The 20,804-nt window shown below is 71.8% G+C and carries 23 protein-coding genes; 18 read left to right on the forward strand and 5 right to left on the reverse strand.

Going from position 1 to position 20,804, the window contains the following annotated elements:
- Positions 1-13 precede the first annotated feature (13 nt).
- Positions 14-667 carry a class I SAM-dependent methyltransferase gene (locus ACJX2R_RS03840; RefSeq protein ID WP_413098756.1) on the reverse strand — a complete coding sequence of 218 codons (654 nt, stop codon included), beginning with the start codon at positions 665-667 and terminating at the stop codon, positions 14-16.
- 237 nt (positions 668-904) lie between these two features.
- Positions 905-1,396, reverse strand: coding sequence for an FBP domain-containing protein (locus tag ACJX2R_RS03845; RefSeq protein ID WP_413098757.1), 492 nt, complete (start codon positions 1,394-1,396; stop codon positions 905-907).
- 71 nt (positions 1,397-1,467) lie between these two features.
- On the opposite strand from ACJX2R_RS03845, the gene ACJX2R_RS03850 reads away from it, so the two are divergent.
- From ACJX2R_RS03850 to ACJX2R_RS03870, 5 genes are all read left to right on the forward strand, one after another.
- On the forward strand, positions 1,468-2,037 hold the full coding sequence (locus tag ACJX2R_RS03850) for a TetR/AcrR family transcriptional regulator (protein ID WP_413098758.1): 570 nt from the start codon (positions 1,468-1,470) through the stop codon (positions 2,035-2,037).
- A gap of 92 nt (positions 2,038-2,129) precedes the next feature.
- Positions 2,130-3,317, forward strand: a complete 1,188-nt coding sequence (locus ACJX2R_RS03855) for a GDSL-type esterase/lipase family protein (protein ID WP_413098759.1) — start codon at positions 2,130-2,132, stop codon at positions 3,315-3,317.
- Positions 3,318-3,388: 71 nt separating this feature from the next.
- A complete protein-coding gene (locus tag ACJX2R_RS03860) occupies positions 3,389-3,730 on the forward strand; it encodes a hypothetical protein (RefSeq protein ID WP_413098760.1) in 342 nt (113 codons plus the stop codon).
- A gap of 66 nt (positions 3,731-3,796) precedes the next feature.
- Positions 3,797-4,261 carry a low molecular weight protein-tyrosine-phosphatase gene (locus ACJX2R_RS03865; RefSeq protein ID WP_413098761.1) on the forward strand — a complete coding sequence of 155 codons (465 nt, stop codon included), beginning with the start codon at positions 3,797-3,799 and terminating at the stop codon, positions 4,259-4,261.
- Positions 4,258-5,139: a fructosamine kinase family protein gene (locus ACJX2R_RS03870; protein ID WP_413098762.1), complete on the forward strand. Its 882-nt coding sequence runs from the start codon at positions 4,258-4,260 to the stop codon at positions 5,137-5,139. The genes ACJX2R_RS03865 and ACJX2R_RS03870 overlap by 4 nt, the downstream gene beginning before the upstream one ends.
- Here ACJX2R_RS03870 and ACJX2R_RS03875 read toward each other — a convergent pair.
- A complete protein-coding gene (locus ACJX2R_RS03875) occupies positions 5,108-6,058 on the reverse strand; it encodes an aminoglycoside phosphotransferase (protein WP_413098763.1) in 951 nt (316 codons plus the stop codon). The genes ACJX2R_RS03870 and ACJX2R_RS03875 overlap by 32 nt on opposite strands.
- A 134-nt stretch (positions 6,059-6,192) precedes the next feature.
- Here ACJX2R_RS03875 and ACJX2R_RS03880 point away from each other — a divergent pair, with 134 nt between their 5' ends.
- From ACJX2R_RS03880 to ACJX2R_RS03890, 3 genes are all read left to right on the forward strand, one after another.
- A complete protein-coding gene (locus ACJX2R_RS03880; RefSeq protein WP_413098764.1) occupies positions 6,193-7,242 on the forward strand; it encodes an endonuclease/exonuclease/phosphatase family protein in 1,050 nt (349 codons plus the stop codon).
- A gap of 118 nt (positions 7,243-7,360) precedes the next feature.
- Positions 7,361-7,726, forward strand: a complete 366-nt coding sequence (locus ACJX2R_RS03885) for a hypothetical protein (RefSeq protein WP_020874454.1) — start codon at positions 7,361-7,363, stop codon at positions 7,724-7,726.
- Positions 7,727-7,898: 172 nt separating this feature from the next.
- The gene (locus ACJX2R_RS03890) at positions 7,899-8,867 is read left to right on the forward strand and encodes a LysR family transcriptional regulator (RefSeq protein WP_413098765.1); all 969 of its coding nucleotides are present in this window, start codon (positions 7,899-7,901) and stop codon (positions 8,865-8,867) included.
- On the opposite strand, the gene aroA is transcribed toward ACJX2R_RS03890, so the two are convergent.
- A complete protein-coding gene (aroA, locus tag ACJX2R_RS03895) occupies positions 8,868-10,223 on the reverse strand; it encodes a 3-phosphoshikimate 1-carboxyvinyltransferase (protein WP_413098766.1) in 1,356 nt (451 codons plus the stop codon).
- Between the two features lie 361 nt (positions 10,224-10,584).
- On the opposite strand from aroA, the gene ltnD reads away from it, so the two are divergent.
- The 7 genes from ltnD to ACJX2R_RS03930 all read left to right on the forward strand — a co-directional run bounded on the left by ltnD (position 10,585) and on the right by ACJX2R_RS03930 (position 17,644).
- Positions 10,585-11,502 (forward strand): L-threonate dehydrogenase, encoded by a 918-nt coding sequence (gene ltnD / locus ACJX2R_RS03900; RefSeq protein ID WP_413098767.1) that lies wholly within the window; start codon positions 10,585-10,587, stop codon positions 11,500-11,502.
- Between the two features lies 1 nt (position 11,503).
- Positions 11,504-12,784, forward strand: coding sequence for a 3-oxo-tetronate kinase (otnK, locus tag ACJX2R_RS03905; protein ID WP_413098768.1), 1,281 nt, complete (start codon positions 11,504-11,506; stop codon positions 12,782-12,784).
- Positions 12,781-13,455 (forward strand): aldolase, encoded by a 675-nt coding sequence (locus ACJX2R_RS03910; RefSeq protein ID WP_413098769.1) that lies wholly within the window; start codon positions 12,781-12,783, stop codon positions 13,453-13,455. The genes otnK and ACJX2R_RS03910 overlap by 4 nt, the downstream gene beginning before the upstream one ends.
- Positions 13,456-13,533: 78 nt before the next feature.
- Positions 13,534-14,841, forward strand: a complete 1,308-nt coding sequence (locus ACJX2R_RS03915; RefSeq protein ID WP_413098770.1) for an MFS transporter — start codon at positions 13,534-13,536, stop codon at positions 14,839-14,841.
- Positions 14,842-14,874: 33 nt separating this feature from the next.
- Entirely contained in the window at positions 14,875-15,666 is a 792-nt protein-coding gene (gene otnI, locus ACJX2R_RS03920) for a 2-oxo-tetronate isomerase (protein ID WP_413098771.1), read from the forward strand.
- Complete coding sequence (gene denD / locus ACJX2R_RS03925; protein ID WP_413098772.1) at positions 15,663-16,679, forward strand: D-erythronate dehydrogenase; 1,017 nt, start codon at positions 15,663-15,665, stop codon at positions 16,677-16,679. The genes otnI and denD overlap by 4 nt, the downstream gene beginning before the upstream one ends.
- Before the next feature lie 209 nt (positions 16,680-16,888).
- Entirely contained in the window at positions 16,889-17,644 is a 756-nt protein-coding gene (locus tag ACJX2R_RS03930) for a FadR/GntR family transcriptional regulator (protein ID WP_413098773.1), read from the forward strand.
- Positions 17,645-17,669: 25 nt separating this feature from the next.
- Here the strand turns inward: ACJX2R_RS03930 and ACJX2R_RS03935 are convergent, their stop codons facing one another.
- Entirely contained in the window at positions 17,670-18,707 is a 1,038-nt protein-coding gene (locus ACJX2R_RS03935) for a helix-turn-helix transcriptional regulator (RefSeq protein ID WP_413098774.1), read from the reverse strand.
- Positions 18,708-18,822: 115 nt separating this feature from the next.
- Between ACJX2R_RS03935 and ACJX2R_RS03940 the strand changes: the two genes are divergently transcribed.
- The 3 genes from ACJX2R_RS03940 to ACJX2R_RS03950 all read left to right on the forward strand — a co-directional run bounded on the left by ACJX2R_RS03940 (position 18,823) and on the right by ACJX2R_RS03950 (position 20,790).
- Positions 18,823-19,386, forward strand: a complete 564-nt coding sequence (locus ACJX2R_RS03940; RefSeq protein WP_413105767.1) for a DinB family protein — start codon at positions 18,823-18,825, stop codon at positions 19,384-19,386.
- 97 nt (positions 19,387-19,483) lie between these two features.
- On the forward strand, positions 19,484-19,693 hold the full coding sequence (locus ACJX2R_RS03945; protein WP_413098775.1) for an aldo/keto reductase: 210 nt from the start codon (positions 19,484-19,486) through the stop codon (positions 19,691-19,693).
- The gene (locus tag ACJX2R_RS03950) at positions 19,690-20,790 is read left to right on the forward strand and encodes a winged helix DNA-binding domain-containing protein (RefSeq protein ID WP_413098776.1); all 1,101 of its coding nucleotides are present in this window, start codon (positions 19,690-19,692) and stop codon (positions 20,788-20,790) included. Before ACJX2R_RS03945 ends, ACJX2R_RS03950 begins: the two co-directional genes overlap by 4 nt.
- Positions 20,791-20,804 lie beyond the last annotated feature (14 nt).

Below are 20,804 nucleotides of genomic sequence, written 5' to 3' on the forward strand. Positions count from 1 at the left end.
CATTCCGGCTTGGTCATTCCGGCTTGCGGGCCACGAAGCTGGCCACCGTCCGCTTCACGTCTCCGTCGGGCGCTTGCACCAGCCGTGCGGTGACGGCGAGCCCGGCCCGTTCCAGTAGTTCGGCGAGCCGGTCCGGTGGCAGCAGATGGGAGGCGTACGACACGGGATGCCCGCCGTACGCCCGCGTCGGACGCAGCAGCTCGTCGTCTCCCACATAGCCGACCAGCAGGAGATGCCCGCCGGGCGCCAGGGCGCGGTGGAACTCGGCGTACACCACGGGCAGCAGCTCCGGCGGGGTGTGGTGGGTGGAATAGAAGGCCAGGATGCCACCGAGCTCTTCGTTCCCGAGGTCGAGCGCGGTCATCGACCCCACGGCGAACCGCAGGTCCGGATATGCCTTCCGGGCCAGCTCGACCATCTTCGGCGACACGTCGATGCCGAACGCCGACACCCCGAGCCCGGCGAGGTGTGCCGTCACCTTGCCGGGCCCACACCCCAGGTCCGCCACCGGGCCGCGCCGGGCCGTCCGTACGAGCTCGGCGAACGCGGCCAGCATTCCGCGCGACAGCGGATCCAGCTCGGCGGGGTCCTTGACGCGCTCGACGTAGGCGGTGGCGACGGTGTCGTAGGACTCCCGGACGGCGGCGAGGTAGGAGGGCTCAGTCATGTGGCGAATGTAGACGGGAGCACCGACAGAGTCGGGCGGGAAGGTCGGGTCTGCCCAGTCGGTCAGCCGGGCCGGTAGGCCGAGGCGCACCGCGGCGGCGCCGGTGAGTACCAGAACCGGGTCGGCGTCCCTGCCGTTAATCGCTCTGCGCGGCGCACACTTCATCGCACGCTCAATCACTCCTATCGCACTTGCGGACCGGCACGGTCCAGGAGCGACGCGTCATCGGCAGCCGGGCTACGCGGTCACCTTGGCGAGGAACGCGGCGACGTTCGCCACGGTGCGCTCGATCTTCTGCTCCAGGGTGAGCGACTCCTGGGGGCGTGATCCGGCGCCCGCGTCCTTCTTGCCCCGTACGTACAGCGAGCAGGCGAGGTCGCTGCATATGTAGGCGCCCACCGAGTTGCCCTGCTGCCTGGCCTTCCCCGCCTTCGGCGCCACCATCAGGGACACGCCGCCCGTGTGGGCCGTCAGGCACATCGAGCACATACTGCGCCGCGCCTGCCAGGAGGCGGGGCCCGGGCAGCGCAGCGCGAGGGCGGTCGGGCGGCCGTCCAGCACGGTGACCAGATAGGCACGGCCGGGGGCCTGCGGATCTCGCCAGCCGAGGTAGTCCAGGTCGTCCCAGGGCCGGTCGGCCAGGTCGCGCGGGATGGACAGGCGCTTGGCCTCGCCCTTGGTGCAGTTCACGAACGCGGCACGGATCTCTTGTTCGGTCATCGGCTTCATAAGCCGCACGCTAATTTGCCTATAGGCTTTAGGCAAACACATAATCGGTTCTGGTCGAGGAGAGGACGGGTATGGCACGGGCAGGACTGACCGCGGAACGCCTGACCCGGGCGGGGGCGGAGCTGGCCGATGAAGTCGGCTTCGACCAGGTGACCGTCTCGGCGCTGGCCAGGCGGTTCGACGTCAAGGTCGCGAGTCTCTACTCGCACCTGAAGAACTCCCAGGACCTCAAGACCAGGATCGCCCAGCTGGCCTTGGAGGAGCTGGCCGACCGGGCCGCCGACGCCCTGGCGGGACGGGCCGGGAAGGACGCCCTCACCGCCTTCGCCGACGTCTACCGCGACTACGCCCGCGAGCACCCCGGCCGCTACGACGCGGCCCGGCTCAGGCTCGACCCGGAGACCGCGGCCGCCAGCGCCGGGGTCAGGCATTCACAGATGACCCGGGCGATCCTGCGCGGCTACGACCTGGACGAACCGGACCAGACGCATGCGGTCCGGCTGCTGGGCAGCGTCTTCCACGGCTTCGTGAGCCTCGAGATGGCGGGCGGGTTCAGCCACAGCGCCCCCGACAGCCAGGAGAGCTGGTCGCGGGCGCTGGACGCCCTCGACGCCCTGCTGCGGAACTGGCCCGCGGCCTGACGAGGCCCGTATCGCTCATCGCGGGTCCGCCGTATCGCTCATCGCGGGTCCGCGCGATCCATACATACATCCCTGATCAACAGGCTGGAACGATGCACACCACCGAGCACCACTGGATCACCACGCCCATCACCGCCGACATCCTGCGGGGCGCCCTGGACCTGGAGCGCACCGCGCACGGGCTGCTGCCGCACCGGCTGCCCGCCTGGGCCCGCGCCCAGTGCGCCGATGGGCAGCTCGCCATGGTGGAGGCCCAGCCGTCCGGCGTACGGCTGGTCTTCCGCACCCGGGCCACCGCGGTCGAACTGGACACGCTGCCCACCAAGCGGGTCTACGCGGGCGCCCCGCCCCGCCCTGACGGTGTGTACGACCTGCTGGTCGACGGCCGTCTGACCGCCCAGTCCACGGTGACCGGCGGCAACACCCTGGCCATCGACCTGGCCACCGGGGCCGCCGAGAGCCACCCCGGCCCGGCCGGAACCCTCCGCTTCGCCGACCTGCCCGACGGCGCCAAGGACGTCGAGATCTGGCTGCCGCACAACGAGACCACCGAACTCGTCGCCCTGCGCACCGACGCCCCCGTCGAGCCCGTGCCGGACCGGGGCCGCAGGGTGTGGCTGCACCACGGCAGTTCGATCAGCCATGGCTCCGACGCGGCGAGCCCCACCGGCATCTGGCCCGCGCTCGCCGCCTCCCTCGGCGGAGTGGAACTGATCAACCTCGGCCTGGGCGGCAGCGCCCTGCTCGACCCGTTCACCGCACGGACGATGCGGGACACCCCCGCCGACCTGATCAGCGTCAAGATCGGCATCAATGTGGTCAACGCCGACCTGATGCGGCTGCGCGCCTTCGGCCCGGCGGTGCACGGCTTCCTCGACACCATCCGCGAGGGCCATCCCACCGCGCCGCTGCTGGTCGTCTCCGCCGTGCTGTGCCCCATCCACGAGGACACGCCGGGCCCCGCGGCCTTCGACTTCAGCGCGCTCAGCGCCGGAAAGCTGCGGTTCCGGGCCACCGGCGACCCCGCCGAGCGCGCCGCCGGAAAGCTGACGCTGGGCGTCATCCGCGACGAGCTGTCCCGGATCGTGAAGCAGCGGGCGGCCGACGACCCCCACCTCCACTACCTGGACGGCCGCGACCTCTACGGCGAGGCCGACGCCGCCGAACTGCCGCTGCCCGACGACATCCACCCGGACGCGGCCACCCACCGCCGTATCGGGGAACGCTTCGCCACGCTGGCCTTCGCCGCCGATGGTCCGTTCGCGGACCACGGCGCCTGACGCCGGGCCCCGTCCGGTACAACGGGAAGGAGCGAGCAGGAACATCGACGCCCGTACGAGGGAGGGCCGCGATGACACCCGATGTGTGGGTGCGGGTCAACAGCGCGACGTTCGGCGGCCGGATGGTGCGCGCCGACACCGTCGAGCAGGTCAGATGGGACAAGAAGACGCCCCAGCACCTGATCCTGACCCTCCACGGCGGTGAAGAGGTCCGTCAGGACGTACGGGCCGGTGCGCCGGCCGACGACCTGGCCGACACCGAGGGTTCCGATCTCGCCGAGCAGCTGGTGCGCGCGATCGCACGGGCCTCGGACCGGCCCGGTGGCCACATGCTGGAGCTGAGGCCCGATGCGAGCGCCGGCGGCGTGCGGTGGCTCCGGACACCGCTGGTGGACAAGCCGTGGGCGGGGTGAGCCGGGGCCTCCCCCGGGCGGCCCGCCCCCTGCTCCACCGCGGAGCCAGGCCCTACCCTGGTGGCCGTGCACATCTCCTTCGTATGCAGCGGCAACATCTGCCGGTCGCCGTCCGCGGCGCTGGTCTTCGCCGAGCATCTGCGCCGGGCGGGACTCGACGGCGCGGTACGGGTCAGCAGCGCCGGTATCGGCCCCTGGCACGCCGGTGAGCCCATCGACGAACGGGCCGGAGAGCTGCTGGCACGGCACGGCTACCCGGTGGAGCATGTCGCGGCCCAGATCGGTGCCGAGCACCGGGACGCCGAGCTGTTCCTGGCGATGGACCGCGGCCACGAGAAGGCGCTGCGCCGGCTGGTCGACGACCCCTCCCGGGTCAGGATGTTGCGCTCCTTCGACCCGGACGCCACCGGTGACCTGGACGTACCCGACCCGTACTACGGCGGTCCGGAGGGGTTCGACGAGGTGCTGGCCATGATCGAAGCCTCGGTGCCCGGCCTGCTGGCCTGGGTGCGCGAGCGCCTCGGTTCATGAGCGCCCGTGCCGAGGCCGGGACGGGCGAGGACCCCGGTGCCGCGGCGGCCCGCCTCACCGGCCGTCCGGTGACCCGCCGACGGCCGCTGTCCGCCATGCTCACCGAGGTCACCCTCGACGGCGGGCAGGCGGTGATGGTCAAGCGGGGGGACGATCCAGGGGCGGTGGAGGCCGAGGCGGCGGGGCTGCGCTGGCTGGCCGACGCCGGTACGGTCCGCGTCCCCGCGGTGCACGGCCACGACCGCCACTGGCTGGTCACCGACCAGGTGCCGGTCGGCCGGCCGAGCGCCCGGGCGGCGGCCCGGTTCGGCCGCGACCTGGCCGCCCTGCACGCCGTCGGCGCGCCCGCCTTCGGCGCCCCGCCGCCCGACGGCCCCACCGACGCGTACATCGGCATGGCCCCGATGCGCAACGTCCGGGGCACCGACTGGCCGCGCTGGTACGCCGAACACCGGGTGCTGCCCTATCTGCGGCGCGCCGTCGACGACGGCACGGTGCGCCACGGCGAGGCCGAGGTGATCGAACGCGCATGTGAGCGCCTGCCCGAGCTGACCGGACCCGCCGAGCCACCCGCCCGGCTGCACGGCGACCTGTGGAACGGCAACGTCCTGTGGGGCGCCGACGGGCAGGCGTGGCTGATCGACCCGGCCGCGCACGGGGGCCACCGGGAGACCGATCTGGCGATGCTCCACCTGTTCGGCTGCCCGCATCTCGATCAGGTGCTGGACGGCTACCAGGAGGTGGCACCGCTCGCCGAGGGCTGGGCCGACCGCGTCGGACTGCACCAGCTCTTCCCGCTGCTGGTGCACACCGTGCTGTTCGGCCGCGGCTACGCCGGGCAGGCGGTCACGGCAGCCCGGGCCGCCCTGGCGCGCTGACCTGCCCCAGCTCCTCGTACAGCCCTTCCAGGGCGGTGTGGTCGTCGTCCGTGCCGGTGTGCGGGGCGGCGAACCAGCGGGCGTACTCGGCGATCTCGGAGAGGCGCCAGTCGAGCGCGAACAGCTCGACCATCGCCGGGTCGGGGCGCAGCCGGTCACCCGCACCGGCCGTGAGCAGATCGGCGTAGTCCCGTTCGCGTGGCGCGAGGGCCAGCGACTCCCAGTCGACGAGCTTCAGCCCGCACGCGCCCACGACCTGGTTGTCGTTGTGCGGTTCGCCGTGGGTTGTCACCCACTGGTCCCGGCGGGAATGGGCGAGGTCCGCGAGTTGGAGGTAGCGGTCCGTCCAGCGGGTGATCGCGGCATCGTGTGCGGCGATCGCGGCCCGCGCGTCCTCCGCCAGCGGGCCGGACGTCCAGGGCCGCGCGGTCCGGGCCCGTAGCCCGCCCGCGAACCCGGGGCCGACCTGGGGAGTCCAGTGCCGCAGACCGGGTGGCGGTGTGGCGCGGTGCAGGGTGGCCAGCGCGGCTTCGACCTCGCGGACGTGCCGGGGCCGGCTCGCCTCCTCCTCGGTCGGGCTGCGTCCGTCCAGCCACGGCGTCACGCTCAGCGCGCCCGCCTCGACGCCGACGGTGAACCGGCCGGACGACCGGGCGGGCAACGGCGCGCACACCACGTCCACACCGGCCGCGGCCAGTGCCGCCGCCCCCGCGTAGGCGGCCTCCAGCGTCGCCTCGGTGTGCCGCGGCTCCAGCTGGTCCAGCGTCACGAACAGGGTCGTGCCGCCACCGGCCACCCGCCAGTGGTGTGCGCCGAAACCCCAGGGCAGATACGCGACCTCGGCGACTTGCGGCAGCCAATGCGCGGCAATGGCATGCGCGATCACCTCGTCGCTGATGAAGGACGGACGGGAGAGCACAGGGCCCGATCCTAGGGAGCGGGTGGGCCACCGTCACCGGAATTTCCGGCGGCCCGTGCCGCCACCCCCCGTGAACGGAAACCGATGCGCCTGGCGGCCCGTCTTGAGGGGCGGAATCACACGGATGGGAAGCCATGGTGGAGCAGGTGGACAGCGGTACGGCGGCGCCGGTGCGGGCGGGGGTGGCCCGGCGGGCCGGGCGCCGGGTGGTGCGGTGGGCCCGGTGGGGTGACGCGGCGGGGGACGCGCGGGGCGGGTCGCCCTGGACGCGGGGGCGGGTGCTCGCCGCACTGGCGGTGCTGACGGCCGGGCTGCTGGAGTTCCACCGGGCGGTGCCCAACTCCGTGGGCCACATGGGCAGTTTGCTGGAGGCGTTTCTGCCGTGGCTCGGCGTGGTGGTCGTGGTGCTGCTCGGCCTGGCGCTGCTGCGCCGTTCGGCCCTCGCGCTGGTGGCGCTGGTGCTGCCGGTGGCGGCGTGGACGCATCTCTTCGGCGGACTGTTCCTGCCCGGGGCGGAGCCCGGCCCGCGTGACCTGGTGGTGGTGCAGCACAACGTCAGCGATGAGAACGCCGATCCGGCGGGTACGGCGCGCGCCCTGGCCGGCGCCGAGCCGGATCTCATCGCGCTGGAGGAGCTGGTGCCCGGCGCGCTGCCGGTCTACGAGAAGACCCTCGCCCCGGACTACCCGTACCACGCCGTCCGGGGCACCGTCGGGCTCTGGTCGAAGCATCCGCTCGCCGATGCCCGGCCGTTGGACATCAAACCCCAGGGGATCGCGGAGGGGTGGAACCGCGGACTGCGGACCACCGTCCGCACCCCGCACGGCGAGATCGCGGCGTATGTCGCGCACCTGCCGTCGGTGCGCGTCCGGGCCAGTGGCCTCGCGTCCTCCTGGCGTGATGAGAGCGCCGGTCTGCTGGGCGAGGCCATCGCCGCAGAGAAGCGCGATCGGGTGGTCCTGCTGGGCGACCTCAACGGCACGGTCGACGACCGTGGACTGGCCCCGCTCACCTCGCGGTTGAACGTGGCGGAGCGGGGCTTCGCCTTCAGCTTCCCCGCGGGCTTCCCACTGGCCCGGATCGACCAGGTCATGGCCCGCTCGGCAACCGTCGGCGACATCCGCACCCTGCCCGCCACCGGCAGCGACCACCTGCCGGTCGCCGCCCGGATCGCATGGGGGTGACCGGAGCCAGGTCCGGCCGCGCGCCCGCCACCACGTCGCGGGGTCTCCTCGGGAGCGGTCCCGGGACCCGCGGGTTAGAAATGCCGCGCACGCGTTCCCGACCCAGGAGGTTCCACTGATGAGTACCGGTATGCGCTGGAGGACCGCGACGGCCGCGGTGACCACGACTCTGGCGGGCACGCTGGGACTCGGCCTGATGTCGCCGGTGGCGCAGGCCGCCGCCCATGGGCCCTGCTACGACGGGCGGTGCAAGGTCACCGTGTCGAGGCCCACGAGCATCAAGGTCGACAGCCACCGGTTCGGGTTCGGGAAGCTGCGGATCACCCACATCAGCTCCCGGTCCGTGAAGATGGCGGCCACCACTACGGGCGGCGCGCGCCTGAGCGGCAGCACCAGCCCGGGCGGCACCGTCAGGCTCAACAACCTGAGCATCGGGGTGCGGTCGGTCAGCGGCCACAAGGCCAAGCTGGTCCTGTCGTCCTGATGTACTGACTCCTCGTCAACTCAGCAGGGAATGGCACCCCGGCGCATGCGCCTGCGTCGGGGTGCCATCCGTAGTACGGTTCCGTCGTCACGCGCCGCGAACCGGATTCCTGCTCGGACAGGACTCGCCTCGGCTGCCCATTCCGGCCCGATCATGACGAGGACTCAGAGCGATGCCACCGTCCCTCAGCAACTTCAACATGGACCTCCTGGTCCCGCTGCACGCCCTGCTGATGGAGCGGAGTGTGACCAAGGCGGCGGAGCGCGTCGAGGTCACCCAGCCCTCGATGAGCACCTCGCTCGCCAAGCTCCGCCGCCACTTCAATGAGCCGCTGCTGGTCAGGGACGGCCGCCGCATGGTGCTGACTCCCTTCGCGGAGTCGCTGGTCCAGCCGGTCACGGAGATGCTGGAGGCGATCAGGGAGGTGGTGGGTGCCAACGCGGCCTTCGACCCGACCACCGACCGCCGGGTGTTCACCGTGACCGCGAGCGACTATGTGGCCATCGTTCTGCTGCGGCCGCTGCTGCGGGAGATCGACACCGCCTACCCCCATGTGCAGATCAAGGTCGCCCCGCTGAACCACGGCATGGTCGACCAACTCCGCAGAGGCCAGTGCGATCTGGTCATCTGGCCGCCCATGATCCAGGACAAGGAGCTGGAGACGTTCTCCAGCGCCACGTTGTTCACCGATGAGTTCGTGGCCGTGGTGGACCAGGACCACCCCGAGGTCGGTGACATCCTGACCTCCGATCAGCTCTGCACCCTGCCGTACGTCCAGATCGGGGGCCCGCAGCCCACGATCGCCGACACCGTACTCGCTCGACTCGGCCTGCCCCTCCGGGCCGTCGCCGCCACCGACAACTTCACCAACGCGGCCTGTCTGCTCCCCGGCACCCGTATGGTCGCGGTGATACAGCGGCGACTGTTCGACCAGCTCGGCCCGAGTATCGGGCTTCGGACCGTGACGCTCGACGTGCCGCTGCCACGGCTCGTCGAGTCGATGTACTGGCATCCCAGGAACACCATCGACCCCGCCCACCGATGGCTGCGCGAGCGGGTCCTGCGCCTGTGCGCCACGGACCTTCCGGACCGGCCGCACGACGACACCGGTTCCGCGCGCGGCTCGCGGCCCGACGGGTGATCACCTCGCGGGCGCGGCGAGGGCGGGGGGCCGGGTGGGGCTCCGGTCCGGCGCCCGGTCCCGTTCCACCGACATGCTCAGACCGATGCCGTTCATCTCCTCGAGGAAGCGCGGATAGGAGCCGCGGTAGGCGTTCGGGTAGGTGAGCCGGGTCTCACCGTCGGCCGCCGTGCCCGCGACGGCCAGCGACATCAGCACGCGGTGGTCGTTGAACGAGGACAGCTCGGCCCCGGTCAGCCGCTCGACACCGTGACAGAGCAGTCGCTGCCCGCGCTGCTCGATCCGGGCGCCCATCCTGGTGAGCTGAAGCATCGCCTCCACCCGGTCCGACTCCTTGAGCCTGACGTGGGCCACGTTGTCCAACACGGTGGTGCCGTCCGCCAGCGCCCCGAGCACGGACAGCGCGGGCAGGACGTCGGGCGCCGCCCGGCAGTCGACCCGGGCGGGGCGCAGTCTGATCCCGTCGTGGCGGACGCGCACCATGCCGGTCGCCGGGTCGGCCGTCATCGGCAGGCCCATCCCGGCGACGATGTTCAGCAGATCCGCCTCTGGGTGGTCCACCTGGTTCACGGGGAGCGCGGGCAGCCCCCGGAACAGCACATCGGCCGGGTGCAGCGCCGTCGCGGCCAGGCCGAACGCCGCCGCGCCGACATCGGGGGGAAGCACCACCGTTGTCGGAGTGGGGCATTGGCCGGGCTCGATGTCGAACCGCCGCCCGCTCTCGGAGACATCGACCCGCAGTCCGAACCGCCGCATCATCCGGACCGTCAGATCCACATAGGAGCGTTCGTTGAACTCGCCCTCCACGGTGATGGTGCTCGGCCCGGTCGCGAACGGCGCCACCATGAGCAATCCGGAGATCCACTGCGAAAGAATGCCCTCGATACGCGTATGGCCCCCTTTCGGGCGGCGCGGCCGTACGGAAATCGGCGGGCCGCCGGTGGGCGAATCGAGGTCGACTCCGAGATCGGACAGGGCCTGTAGCAGCGGGCCTATCAGACGCCGGGGGAAAGACTTCTGCCCCACGATGGTCACCGGCGCGCTCGCGAGAGAGGCGAGCCCGGTGAGGAAATACAGCGCCGAACCCGCACCGCCCACCGAGACCTGCGATCGCAGCGGACGGTACGGACCCCCGTGCACGAGGAAGTCGTCGCCGTCCACCTCGATACGCGTGCCGAGGCCGCGCAGCGCGGTGATGGTGTGCCGGATGTGCTGCGCGTTCGACAGCCCTACGATGCGGCTGGTCCCGGGAGCGAGCGACGCCAGGATCAGGGCGCGATGCGCGTGGTATTTCGAGGTGGGAACGGCGATCTGCCCTTTGACCTGATCGGATGACCGCTTCACGAGCAGCCGCATCCCCACTCCCCCGATCCACCCGCTTACTCGAATCCACCATTGGCGGCGTCGGGTTCACGCTAGCCACCGCACAGTGCGCTCGAAAATCCCGATGTGCTTATGCCTGGCATCTCCCTCCGGGATATAACTCATTCATCCCCAGAAGATGCCGAACCCGGCACATCGGCGCGGACGCGGTCCGAGCCCGGCTCCGCCCCCAAGCCCACCCCACGTGACGGACGTCACAGTATGCGAAGGCCGCGTCTTCAGGTCATCATATGACCCGATCGCCGCAGAACAGCCCGGGGCCGATCTCGCGCCCGGACAGCACCACAGCGAGCGGCGGCGCTCCCCCATAAACACAGCAAGGACGAGGAGGGGCATGAGCGACCAGGACAGGCCGGCGCGACCGCGCGTGGGCGTGGTGGGGCTCGGGGCCATGGGACTCGGCATGGCGCGCAGCCTGCGGACGGCGGGCTACGACGTCGGGGTCCACGATCTGCGGCCGGAAGTGGCCGAGGGCTTCGCCCGCGACGGCGGAACAGCGTACGCCTCCCCCGGCGACCTGGCGGCCGCGGTGGACGTCGTGGTCGGTGTCGTGGTCAACGCGGCGCAGGTGGAGTCGGTGCTGTTCGGCGCCGACGGGGCCGCCGACCGGCTCCGCCCGGGGGCCGTCTTCGTGATGTGCTCCACGGTCGACCCGGGCTGGTCGGCGGAGCTCGGGGGACGTCTGGCCGAGCGCGGTGCGCTCTACCTGGACGCCCCCATCTCCGGTGGCGCCGCGCGTGCGGCGGCCGGTGAGCTGACCATGATGACATCGGGCCCCGCCGCGGCGTACGCGGTCGCCGACCCGGTACTGGAGGCCATGAGCAGTACGGTCTACCGGCTGGGCGAGCAGGCAGGGCTCGGCTCGAAGGTCAAGATCGTGAACCAGCTGCTCGCGGGCGTGCACATCGCCGCGGCGGCCGAGGCGATGGCGCTGGGCCTGAAGGCCGGTGTCCCGGCCGAGGCGCTCTACGAGGTCATCACGCACAGCGCGGGCAACTCGTGGATGTTCGAGAACCGGATGGCGCATGTGCTCGCCGGTGATTACACGCCACTCTCCGCGGTCGACATCTTCGTCAAGGACCTGGGGCTCGTCCTCGATGCCGCACGTCCGGAGCGGTTCCCGCTCCCCCTGGCCGCCACCGCTCACCAGATGTTCCTCCAGGCGTCGGCGTCCGGCCTGGGCACCGAGGACGACAGCGCGGTCATCAAGATCTTCCCCGGGATCGATCTGCCCCAGCCGGCGGGGGCCTGATATGGGCATCCGACTCGGCTGCGTCGCCGACGACTTCACCGGCGCCACCGACCTGGCCAACAACCTGGTGCGGGCGGGTATGCGCGTGGTCCAGCTGATCGACGTACCGCCGCCCGGCGCCGAGCGGCCGGTGGACGCGGACGCCGTGGTCATCGCGCTCAAGTCACGGACGGTTCCGGCCACCGACGCCGTGGACGCGTCGCTGCGGGCCCTCGCCTGGCTGCGGTCCGCGGGTGCCGAGCAGATCTACTTCAAGTACTGCTCCACCTTCGACTCGACGCCCGCCGGCAATATCGGGCCGGTCACCGAGGCCCTGATGGACGCGCTCGGCACCGACTTCACCATCGCCACGCCCGCGTTCCCCGACAACGGGCGCACGGTCTTCAAGGGCCATCTCTTCGTCGGCGATGTGCTGCTCAGCGCGAGCGGTATGCGCCATCACCCGCTCACCCCGATGACCGACCCCGATCTGGTCTCGGTCCTCGGCGCGCAGACCACACGAGCGGTCGGCCTGATCGACCACACGGTGGTCGGCCGCGATGCCACGGCGATCCGGGCCCGCATCGACGAACTGCGCGAGCAGGGGGCCGGAATCGCCATCGTCGACGCCGTCTCCAACGACGACCTGGTGCGCCTCGGCGCGGCGGTCCAGGGGATGCCCCTGGTGACCGCCGGTTCGGGCCTGGCCATCGGGCTGCCCGCGAACTGGGGGTTCACACCGTCCCGCGCCGCCGCCCGGCTGCCGGCGCCCGGCGGCCACCGGGCCGTCATCTCCGGATCGGTCTCCACCGCCACCAACCGGCAGGTCCAGGAGTTCCTCCGCACCGGCCGTCCCGCGTACAGCCTGGATCCACTGCGGGTCGCGGCCGGTGCGGACGTGTCCGGCGAGGCGCTCGCCTTCGCCGAATCCCATCTGGCCGACGGGCCCGTCCTCTTCTACTCCACCGAGGCGCCCGAGGCGGTCCGTACCGTCCAGACCCGGCTCGGTGCCGCCGAGGCCGGCGAGCTGGTGGAGCGCGCCCTGGCCCGTGTGGCCGAGGGCCTGGTGGAGCGCGGTGTGCGTCAACTGGTCGTCGCGGGTGGCGAGACCTCCGGAGCGGTCGTCCGGGCGCTCGGCATCACCGGACTGCGCATCGGACCTCAGATCGACCCCGGTGTGCCCTGGTGCGCGGCGGCGCTGCCCGGCGGGGACACGCTCCACATCACGCTGAAGTCCGGCAACTTCGGTGGTCCCGGGTTCTTCACCGACTCCTTCGCCCTGCTCGACCGGGAGGTCTCATGACCGAGCTCCTCGACACCGCCGTGGACGAGGCACGCCACGAGATCGTCCGGGTGGGCACCAGCCTGTTCAACCGGGGCTATGTGCACGCCAGCGCCGGGAACATCAGCGCCCGGATCGGCGACGGCCATCTGATCACGCCCACCGACGCCGCCCTGGGCTTCCTCGAGCGCGACCGCCTCGCGCTGGTCGACGCCCAGGGCGAGCAGCGCGCGGGCGACCGCGCGAGCAAGACCCTGACGCTCCATCGGCGTATCTACGCGGCCGACCCCACGGCCCGGTTCATCATCCACACCCACTCCACCCACCTGGTCGCGCTCACCCTGGCCGGGGTGTGGAGCCAGGACGACGTACTCCCGCCCATCACGCCGTACTTCGTGATGAAGGTGGGGCACGTTCCGCTCATCCCCTACCACCGGCCCGGCGACCCGCGCGTGGCCGACCTGGTGACCGCCCGGATCGCCGACCACCTGGCGAGCCACACACCGATCAGGGCCGTCCTGCTCGACCGGCTCGGCCCCGTGGTCTGGGGTCCGAACGCGGCCGCCGCCCTCGCCGTCCTCGAAGAACTCGAGGAGACGGCACGTCTCTGGCTCCTGACCGACCGTCGACCGGGGCCGCTCACCACCGACGCTATCGACGAACTGAGGACCACGTTCGGCGCCGCTTGGTGACCTGCCGCTCACCCGTTCCCTTCCCCACCCCATCCCCGTCCCCGTCGCAGAATCCCTGAGCCGCTAAAGGATTCCGTCATGCCCATGCCCGCAGTGGCGGCCGAGACGCCCGCGCTTGCCCGCGAGAACACCGTCTACCGCAAGGTCGTACGCCGCATCGTCCCCTTCCTCATCCTGTGTTACGTGGCCTCCTACCTGGACCGGGTCAACGTCGGCTTCGCGAAGCTCCAGATGTCCGATGACCTCGGGTTCAGCGAGGCGGCCTACGGCCTGGGGGCGGGCCTGTTCTTCATCGGCTACTTCCTCCTGGAGGTGCCCTCGAACCTGATGCTGCAACGCGTCGGGGCCCGCACCTGGATCGCCCGCATCATGATCAGCTGGGGCCTGGTCTCGGCGGCGTTCATGTTCGTCACCAACGAGGCGACCTTCTATGTGCTGAGGTTTCTGCTCGGTGCCGCGGAGGCGGGGTTCTACCCCGGAGTGATCCTCTACTGCACCTACTGGTTCCCCTCGCACCGCCGGGCCCGGGTGATCGCGATGTTCATGTCGGCCATCCCGGTGGCGGGCATCTTCGGCAACCCGCTCTCCGGCTGGATCATGGACAGTTTCCAGGGTGTCAACGGGTGGCAGGGCTGGCAGTGGATGTTCCTGCTGGAGGCGGTCCCCGCGCTCCTCGTCGGTGTCATCACGCTCTTCTACCTGGACGACGGCGTGCGGGACGCGAAGTGGCTGACCGATGAGGAGAAGGCGGTCGTCGAGCGGGCGGTCGCCGACGACAGCGCGCACCGGACGGTGCACGGCCGGGTCCTGGACGCCTTCCGTGAGCCCAAGGTGTGGCTGATGTGCCTCATCTACTTCTGCTTTGTGATGGGCCAGTACGCCCTGACCTTCTGGATGCCCACGTTCGTCGAGTCCACCGGCATCGAGGGCAATGTGGCGATCGGCGTGCTCAGCGCCGTGCCGTTCCTGGCCGCGCTCGTCGCGATGAACCTGTTCGGCCGCTCGGCGGACAAGCACCGCGAGCGACGCTGGCACCTGGTCATCCCGAGCCTCATGGGCGCCGTCGGGTTCTCGCTGTCCGCCGTGTGGAACGGGTCGACCGCGCTGTCCCTGACCGCCCTGTCCGTGGCCGCGGCCGGGGTGCTGACCTGCGCTCCGCTGTTCTGGTCGCTCCCCACCGCGTTCCTGGGCGGCACCGCGGCCGCGGCGGGCCTCGCCATCATCAACTCGGTGGGCAACCTCGCCGGTTTCGTCAGCCCCTACATGATCGGCGCGCTCAAGGACGCCACCGGCTCGGCGTCGATCCCGATGTACGTCCTGGCGTTCACCCTGGTCGTGGGCGCCGCCGCGGTGCTCACCACCAAGAAGCAGGTCGTCAACCGCTGACCGGGACGTCCCGGCCCGAACGCAGGAGCCAGCATGCCGAGGTTCGCCGCGAACCTGTCCATGATGTACACCGAACACGACTTCCTCGACCGCTTCGCCGCCGCGTCGGCGGACGGCTTCGAGGCCGTCGAGTACCTCTTCCCCTACGCGTACGACGCCACCGAGCTGCGCCGCAGGCTTGACGACCACGGCCTGAGGCAGGTGCTCTTCAACGCACCCCCCGGCGCCTGGGAGTCCGGCGAGCGCGGGATCGCGGCGCTGCCCGGCCGCGAGGCGGAGGTGCGCTCCGGGATCGGCCGGGCCCTGGAGTACGCGGCGGAGCTCGGCTGCCCGCGAGTGCATGTGATGGCCGGGCTGGTGGGACCGGGCGATCCGGCCGAGCACCGCGACACCTATCTGGCCAACCTCGCCTGGGCCGCGGAACGGGCCGCCGCGGCGGGCGTCGCCATCCTGATCGAGCCGATCAACGGCCGTGACATGCCCGGCTACTTCCTGAACCGGCAGTCCGAAGCGCACACCGTGGTACGGGAGGTGGCGGCCCCGAACCTCAAGGTGCAGCTCGACCTCTACCACTGCCAGATCGTCGAGGGCGACCTCACCACGACCCTGCACCGTGATCTGCCGACCGGCCGGGTCGGCCATCTACAGATCGCGGGCGTACCCGATCGCCATGAGCCCGACCGGGGCGAGCTGAACATCCGCCATCTGTTCGCCGTCATCGACGACCTGGGCTTCGACGGGTGGATCGGCTGTGAGTACGTCCCCCGCGCCGGTACGAGCGAGGGGCTCGGCTGGCGCCACGACTACCGAGGAGACAACGCATGAGGATCGTCATCACGGGTGGCTTCGGCTTCCTGGGCCGGCGGGTCGCCGCCGCACTGCTCACGTCACGGACGTTCCGCGGTGCGCCGATCGACCGGCTGGTGCTCGCCGACCGCGTGGTGCCGCCCGGCTCGGCGGCGGACGACCCCCTCGTGGACATCGTCCAGGGCGATCTGGCCGACCGTCTTGACGAGGTGTTCGCGGAGCCGGTGGATGTGCTGATCCACCTCGCCTCCGCGGTGTCGGCCGAGTGCGAGGCCGACTTCGACCTCGGTATGAGCGCCAACGTGGACACCACACGCGCGGTGCTGGAGGCCGCGCGGGCCCAGTCGGCCGCCGGCGGTCCGGTGCCGCGGGTGGTGTTCTCCAGCAGCGTCGCCGTCTACGGTTCCGATCCGGCACTGCCGCTGCCGCCGGTCGTCAGCGAGTCCACCCTGCCCACACCGCGGTCGAGCTACGGGATCCAGAAGCTCGTCTGCGAGCAGCTGATCGCGGACTACACCCGCCGCGGTTTCCTGGACGGGCGCGTCGCCCGTCTGATGACCGTGTCGGTACGGCCGGGCAAGCCGAACGCGGCCGCCTCCGGCTTTCTGTCCGGCATCATCCGCGAACCGCTCGCGGGCCTCCCCGCCACCTGCCCGGTCCACCCCGGGCTGAAGGTGGCCCTGGCCTCGCCACGGCGCACCGTCGAGGGCCTCCTCCGCGTCGCGGAGGCCGAGCGCGGCGCCGGGCCGGGCCGGATCGACGGTGGGGTGCCGGTCAACCTTCCGGCGCTCACGGTCTCGGTCGCCGACATGCTGAGCACGCTGCGGCAGGTGGCCGGTGACGCCGTCGCCGACCTGGTGACGGTCGCGCCCGACCCCGGTGTGGAGGCCATCGTCGGCTCATGGCCCGCCGTGTTCGACAACGCACGTGCCGCCGCGCTCGGGCTGGCCCCCGACCCGGATTTCGCCTCGGTGGTGCGCGCCTACGCCGAAGACCACGCCGACGCGATCGTGGACGATGCGCACGCTTAAGGGTGTCCGGCGGATCTTGACGCCTGCGGCGGGCTGTCCCCTCCCCACCCCTTCCCACGCAGCGTCGATGTGCGGCTCCGCCGCGTGGGGCTTCGCCCCAGACCCCGAGGGTCCAGGGGCGAAGTCCCTGCCACGGGGCGGGGCCGCATGGTCCGCCGGATACCCCGTAGCGGCCGGGCGACCGGGGCGGTGCCGATAAGCTGAAGACCATGTTCTCCAAGGTGAGCGGTCCCGTGCGGCTCGCGGATCGGGTCGCGGCGATACTCTCGGAAGAGATCGAGTCCGGGCGGCTGGCCGAGGGCGACAAGCTCCCGACCGAAGTGGAGCTGGTCAAGCAGCTGGGCGTCAGCCGGACCGTCGTACGCGAGGCCGTGTCCCGGCTGCGCAACGCGGGCCTGGTCGAACCCCGTCAGGGGCTCGGCGTGTTCGTGATGCCGCGCCGCACCCGGCCACTGGATCTGGAGGCGGAGGCCGCCGAGGACACCAAGTCCAAGGTGCGGCAGATCGTGGAGGTGCGGCGCCCCATCGAGGGCGAGGCGGCGTACCTCGCGGCCACCCGGGCCACCACGGCCGACCTCGCCCGGATGCGGCAGGCCCTGGAGGCCATCGACACGGCGGTGGCGGCCGGTGGCGACGGTGTGGACGAGGATCTCGTCTTCCACCGCTCCATCGCCGAATCGACCGGAAACGCGGTGATGCTCTCCACGCTGCGCTACCTCGGCGAGGTGCTGCGCGGCGGAATCCGCGTCACGCGTGCGAACGAGGCGCGCCGCGGCGACTTCCTCGAAGCGGTCCGGCAGGAGCACCACGCCATCCTGGCCGCCATCGAGGCCCGTGACCCCGAGGCCGCCCGCGACGCGGCGCTGCTCCATCTGAGGCACGCGGCGTCCCGGCTTCAGGACGCGGACGACGGGTTCTGGTCCGAGACCGAGAACCTCGAGGTGGATCTCGACGCCGCACCCTGAGGCACGAGGGTGCGGCGCGCGTCGCTCAGCGGCTCGGGCGTGGCGTCGTGGATCCGGTGGGCACCTCGGCCGCCGCGTCGGCGAAGCGGCGGGCCAGGTGCGCGAAGGCTTCCCTCAGCTCGGGCGGCCCGATGACCTCGATACCGGCGTCGAACCTGCCGATGGTGGCGGCCAGTCCGGGCCATGACCACGCGCCCAGGACGAGTCGGCAGCGGTCCGGGCCGAGTTCCTCGACGACTCCGTCCCGGGTGTAGGTGGACACGACGGAGGCGGGCAGGGCGAGGATGACCTCGCCTCGGCACGGCCAGCCGCCCGAGCCGTCGGAGCCCTGGAACCTGCTCGCGACGAAGGCGGCCACATCCCCTCCGGGCACATCGCGCGGGGTGAAGCGGGGGCCCGTTGGGGTGCGCGGGGTGATCCGGTCGACCCGGAAGGTGCGCCAGTCGTCGCGGTCGAGGTCCCAGGCGACGAGATACCAGCGCCCGCCCCGGGTGACGAGGTGGTGTGGCTCCACCCGGCGCGGCGGAGTGGCGGCGGGGTCGGCGTCCGAGGCGTCCGAGGTGCCCGGTGCGGACACGGGGGCGTAGTCGAAGCGCAGCGTCTCGCGGGCGCGGACGGCCGCACCGAGGGTCATGAGCACCCGCGGGCCGACCCGCGGACCCGGCCGGCTGCCCGCGCCGTCGACGGCGGTGACCTGGAGGGCGTCGACGCGATGGCGCAGCCGTGCGGGCATCACCTGCCGGACGGTGCTCAGCGCACGGGCCGCCGCTTCCTCGATCCCCGCCCCGGTTGCGGTGGCGGTCTGTAGCGCCACGGTGAGTGCCACGGCCTGGTCGTCGTCGAACAGCAGCGGCGGCAGTTCCGTACCGGCGCCGAGCCGATAGCCCCCGTCGGGGCCCTTGGCGGCCGCGATGGGGTAGCCGAGCTCGCGCAGCCGGTCGACATCGCGGCGCACGGTGCGCGGGCTGACGTCCAGCCGCTCGGCCAGCAGCTGCCCCGGCCAGTCCCGGCGCGTCTGGAGCAGCGAGAGCAGTGAGAGCAGTCGCGCTGAGGTCTTCGGCATGACCCCCATTCTGCTCCGAGTAGCGGCCACAACCTGTCCGCTTCCCCTGCGACTGTTGTCTCCGTCAGAGCAACCGGTACGACCAGAAGGACCGATCACCGTGACCGCCACCACCATGCCCTCCTCCGAGCTCGACAGCGAGCGGGCCGATCTGCTCGCCGAGCTCGCCGCCGCGCGATCCGCCCTCATCAAGACGGTGCGCGGGCTCGCCGACGAGCGGGCCGGCGAGCGTCCGACGGCCAGCACACTGTGCCTGGGCGGGCTGATCAAGCACGTCGCGGCCATCGAGGAAGGATGGCTGCGCTTTGTACTGGAAGGCCCTTCGGCGCTCCGTTTCGACCTGCCCGACGGTGTCACCTGGGCCGACCTCGCGGCCGGTACCGCACATGAGATCCCGCAGTGGGCGATCGACAACCAGAACAACTTCCAGATGCTGCCCGGTGAGACGCTGGCCGGGATCCTCAAGCGCTATGAGGAGGTCGCCGCCCGGAGCGAGGAGATCATCACCGCCGTCCCCGATCTGTCGGCGACGCATCCGCTGCCGGAGGCGCCCTGGAACGAGCCGGGGGCGGTGCACAGCGTGCGCCGGGTGCTGATGCACGTCATCGCCGAGACCGCCCAGCACGCCGGGCACGCCGACATCATCCGCGAGTCGCTCGACGGACAGAAGTCCGGCTGACCACCGACCGGATCTCCTCGGAACCGTGCCGGTGACGGCCGTCACCGGCACGGTTCCAGACCCCAAGAGCCAAGGAACCGAAGGGAACGGCGCGACTGTGAAGACGCGTGAGCTGGGGCGGACCGGTATCCGGGTCAGCCCCTATTGCCTGGGCACGAGGATGTCCGGCCAGGTGGGCAACCCCAAGCACGACGACTGTGTCCGGATCATCCACCGGGCGCTGGACTCGGGGATCGGCTTCATCGACACCGCCGATGTGTACGGACCCCACGGGGAGTCCGACGAGTGCGCCGCGGTGGCACGATGACCGTGCTCGGCAACCGGGCGCTGGGCCGTGCGACGCTCGCCCGGCAGTTGCTGCTCGATCGCGCCGGCCTGCCGGTCCACGACGCCGTCGCGCATCTGTGTGGCATGCAGGCGCAGGAACCGCAGGAGCCGTTCACCGGGCTCTGGTCACGGCTGCGCGCCTTCGATCCGGGCGCCCTCTCCGACCTGCTGACCGGGCGGAGCGTGGTGCGCACCCACCTCATGCGCCGCACCGTCCACCTCCTCACCGCCGATGACATCGTGGCCTGGCGAGCCCGCCACGACGCCATGCTGCGCCAGCGGGTGCTCGGGACCTACCGCCGTGAGCTGGAGGGGATAGACCTGGACGAACTCGGCGCCGCGGGCCGGGCGGTGATGGCCGACGGCGAGCCCCGCTCGATGGCCGAGCTGGTGCGGGCGCTGGCCGGCCGCTGGCCCGCCCCGGCGCCGCGGGCACTGGGCGAGATGCTGATCGCCGCCCTCGTCCCAGTGGCGCAGACGCCGCCGCGCGGGCTGTGGCGTTCCCGGGGAGGGGTGCGCAACGTCCTGCTCTCCTCCTGGCTGGGCCGACAGGTGGACCCGCCCGCCCCCGACGGCTCCGACCCGGTCGGACAGGCGCTGGTACGGCGCTATCTGGCCGCCTTCGGCCCCGCGGCCCCGGCCGATCTGCGCGCCTGGTGCGGCCTCGCCGGGCTCCCGGCCGCGGTGGCGGCGATACGGGAGGAACTGGTCACCTTCCGCGATGAACGCGGCCGGGAGCTGTTCGACCTCCCCGACGCGCCACGCCCCGACCCGGATACCCCCGCGCCGGTGCGGTTCCTGCCCGCGTTCGACAACGCGATCCTCGGTTACCACGACCGCGGCCGGATCATCGACGACGCCCACCGCGGCCTGTCGGTCGCCGGGGAGCGCGTGGTGCTGGTGGACGGCCGGGGCGCCGCGACCTGGCGGGTCGACGACGCCACCGTGTGCGTCACGCCGCTGGGCCGTCTCTCCTCGGCCGACCGCACGGCCGTCGGAGAGGAGGGCCGGGAATTGGCGTCGTTCCTCTCCGACGGCGAAAGCCACCGCGTGCGCGTCGCCACTTCGTCGGGCTGAGCGACGTGAACGGG

The organism is Streptomyces sp. Inha503, assembly GCF_047215865.1.
Lineage (GTDB): Bacteria > Actinomycetota > Actinomycetes > Streptomycetales > Streptomycetaceae > Streptomyces > Streptomyces lycopersici.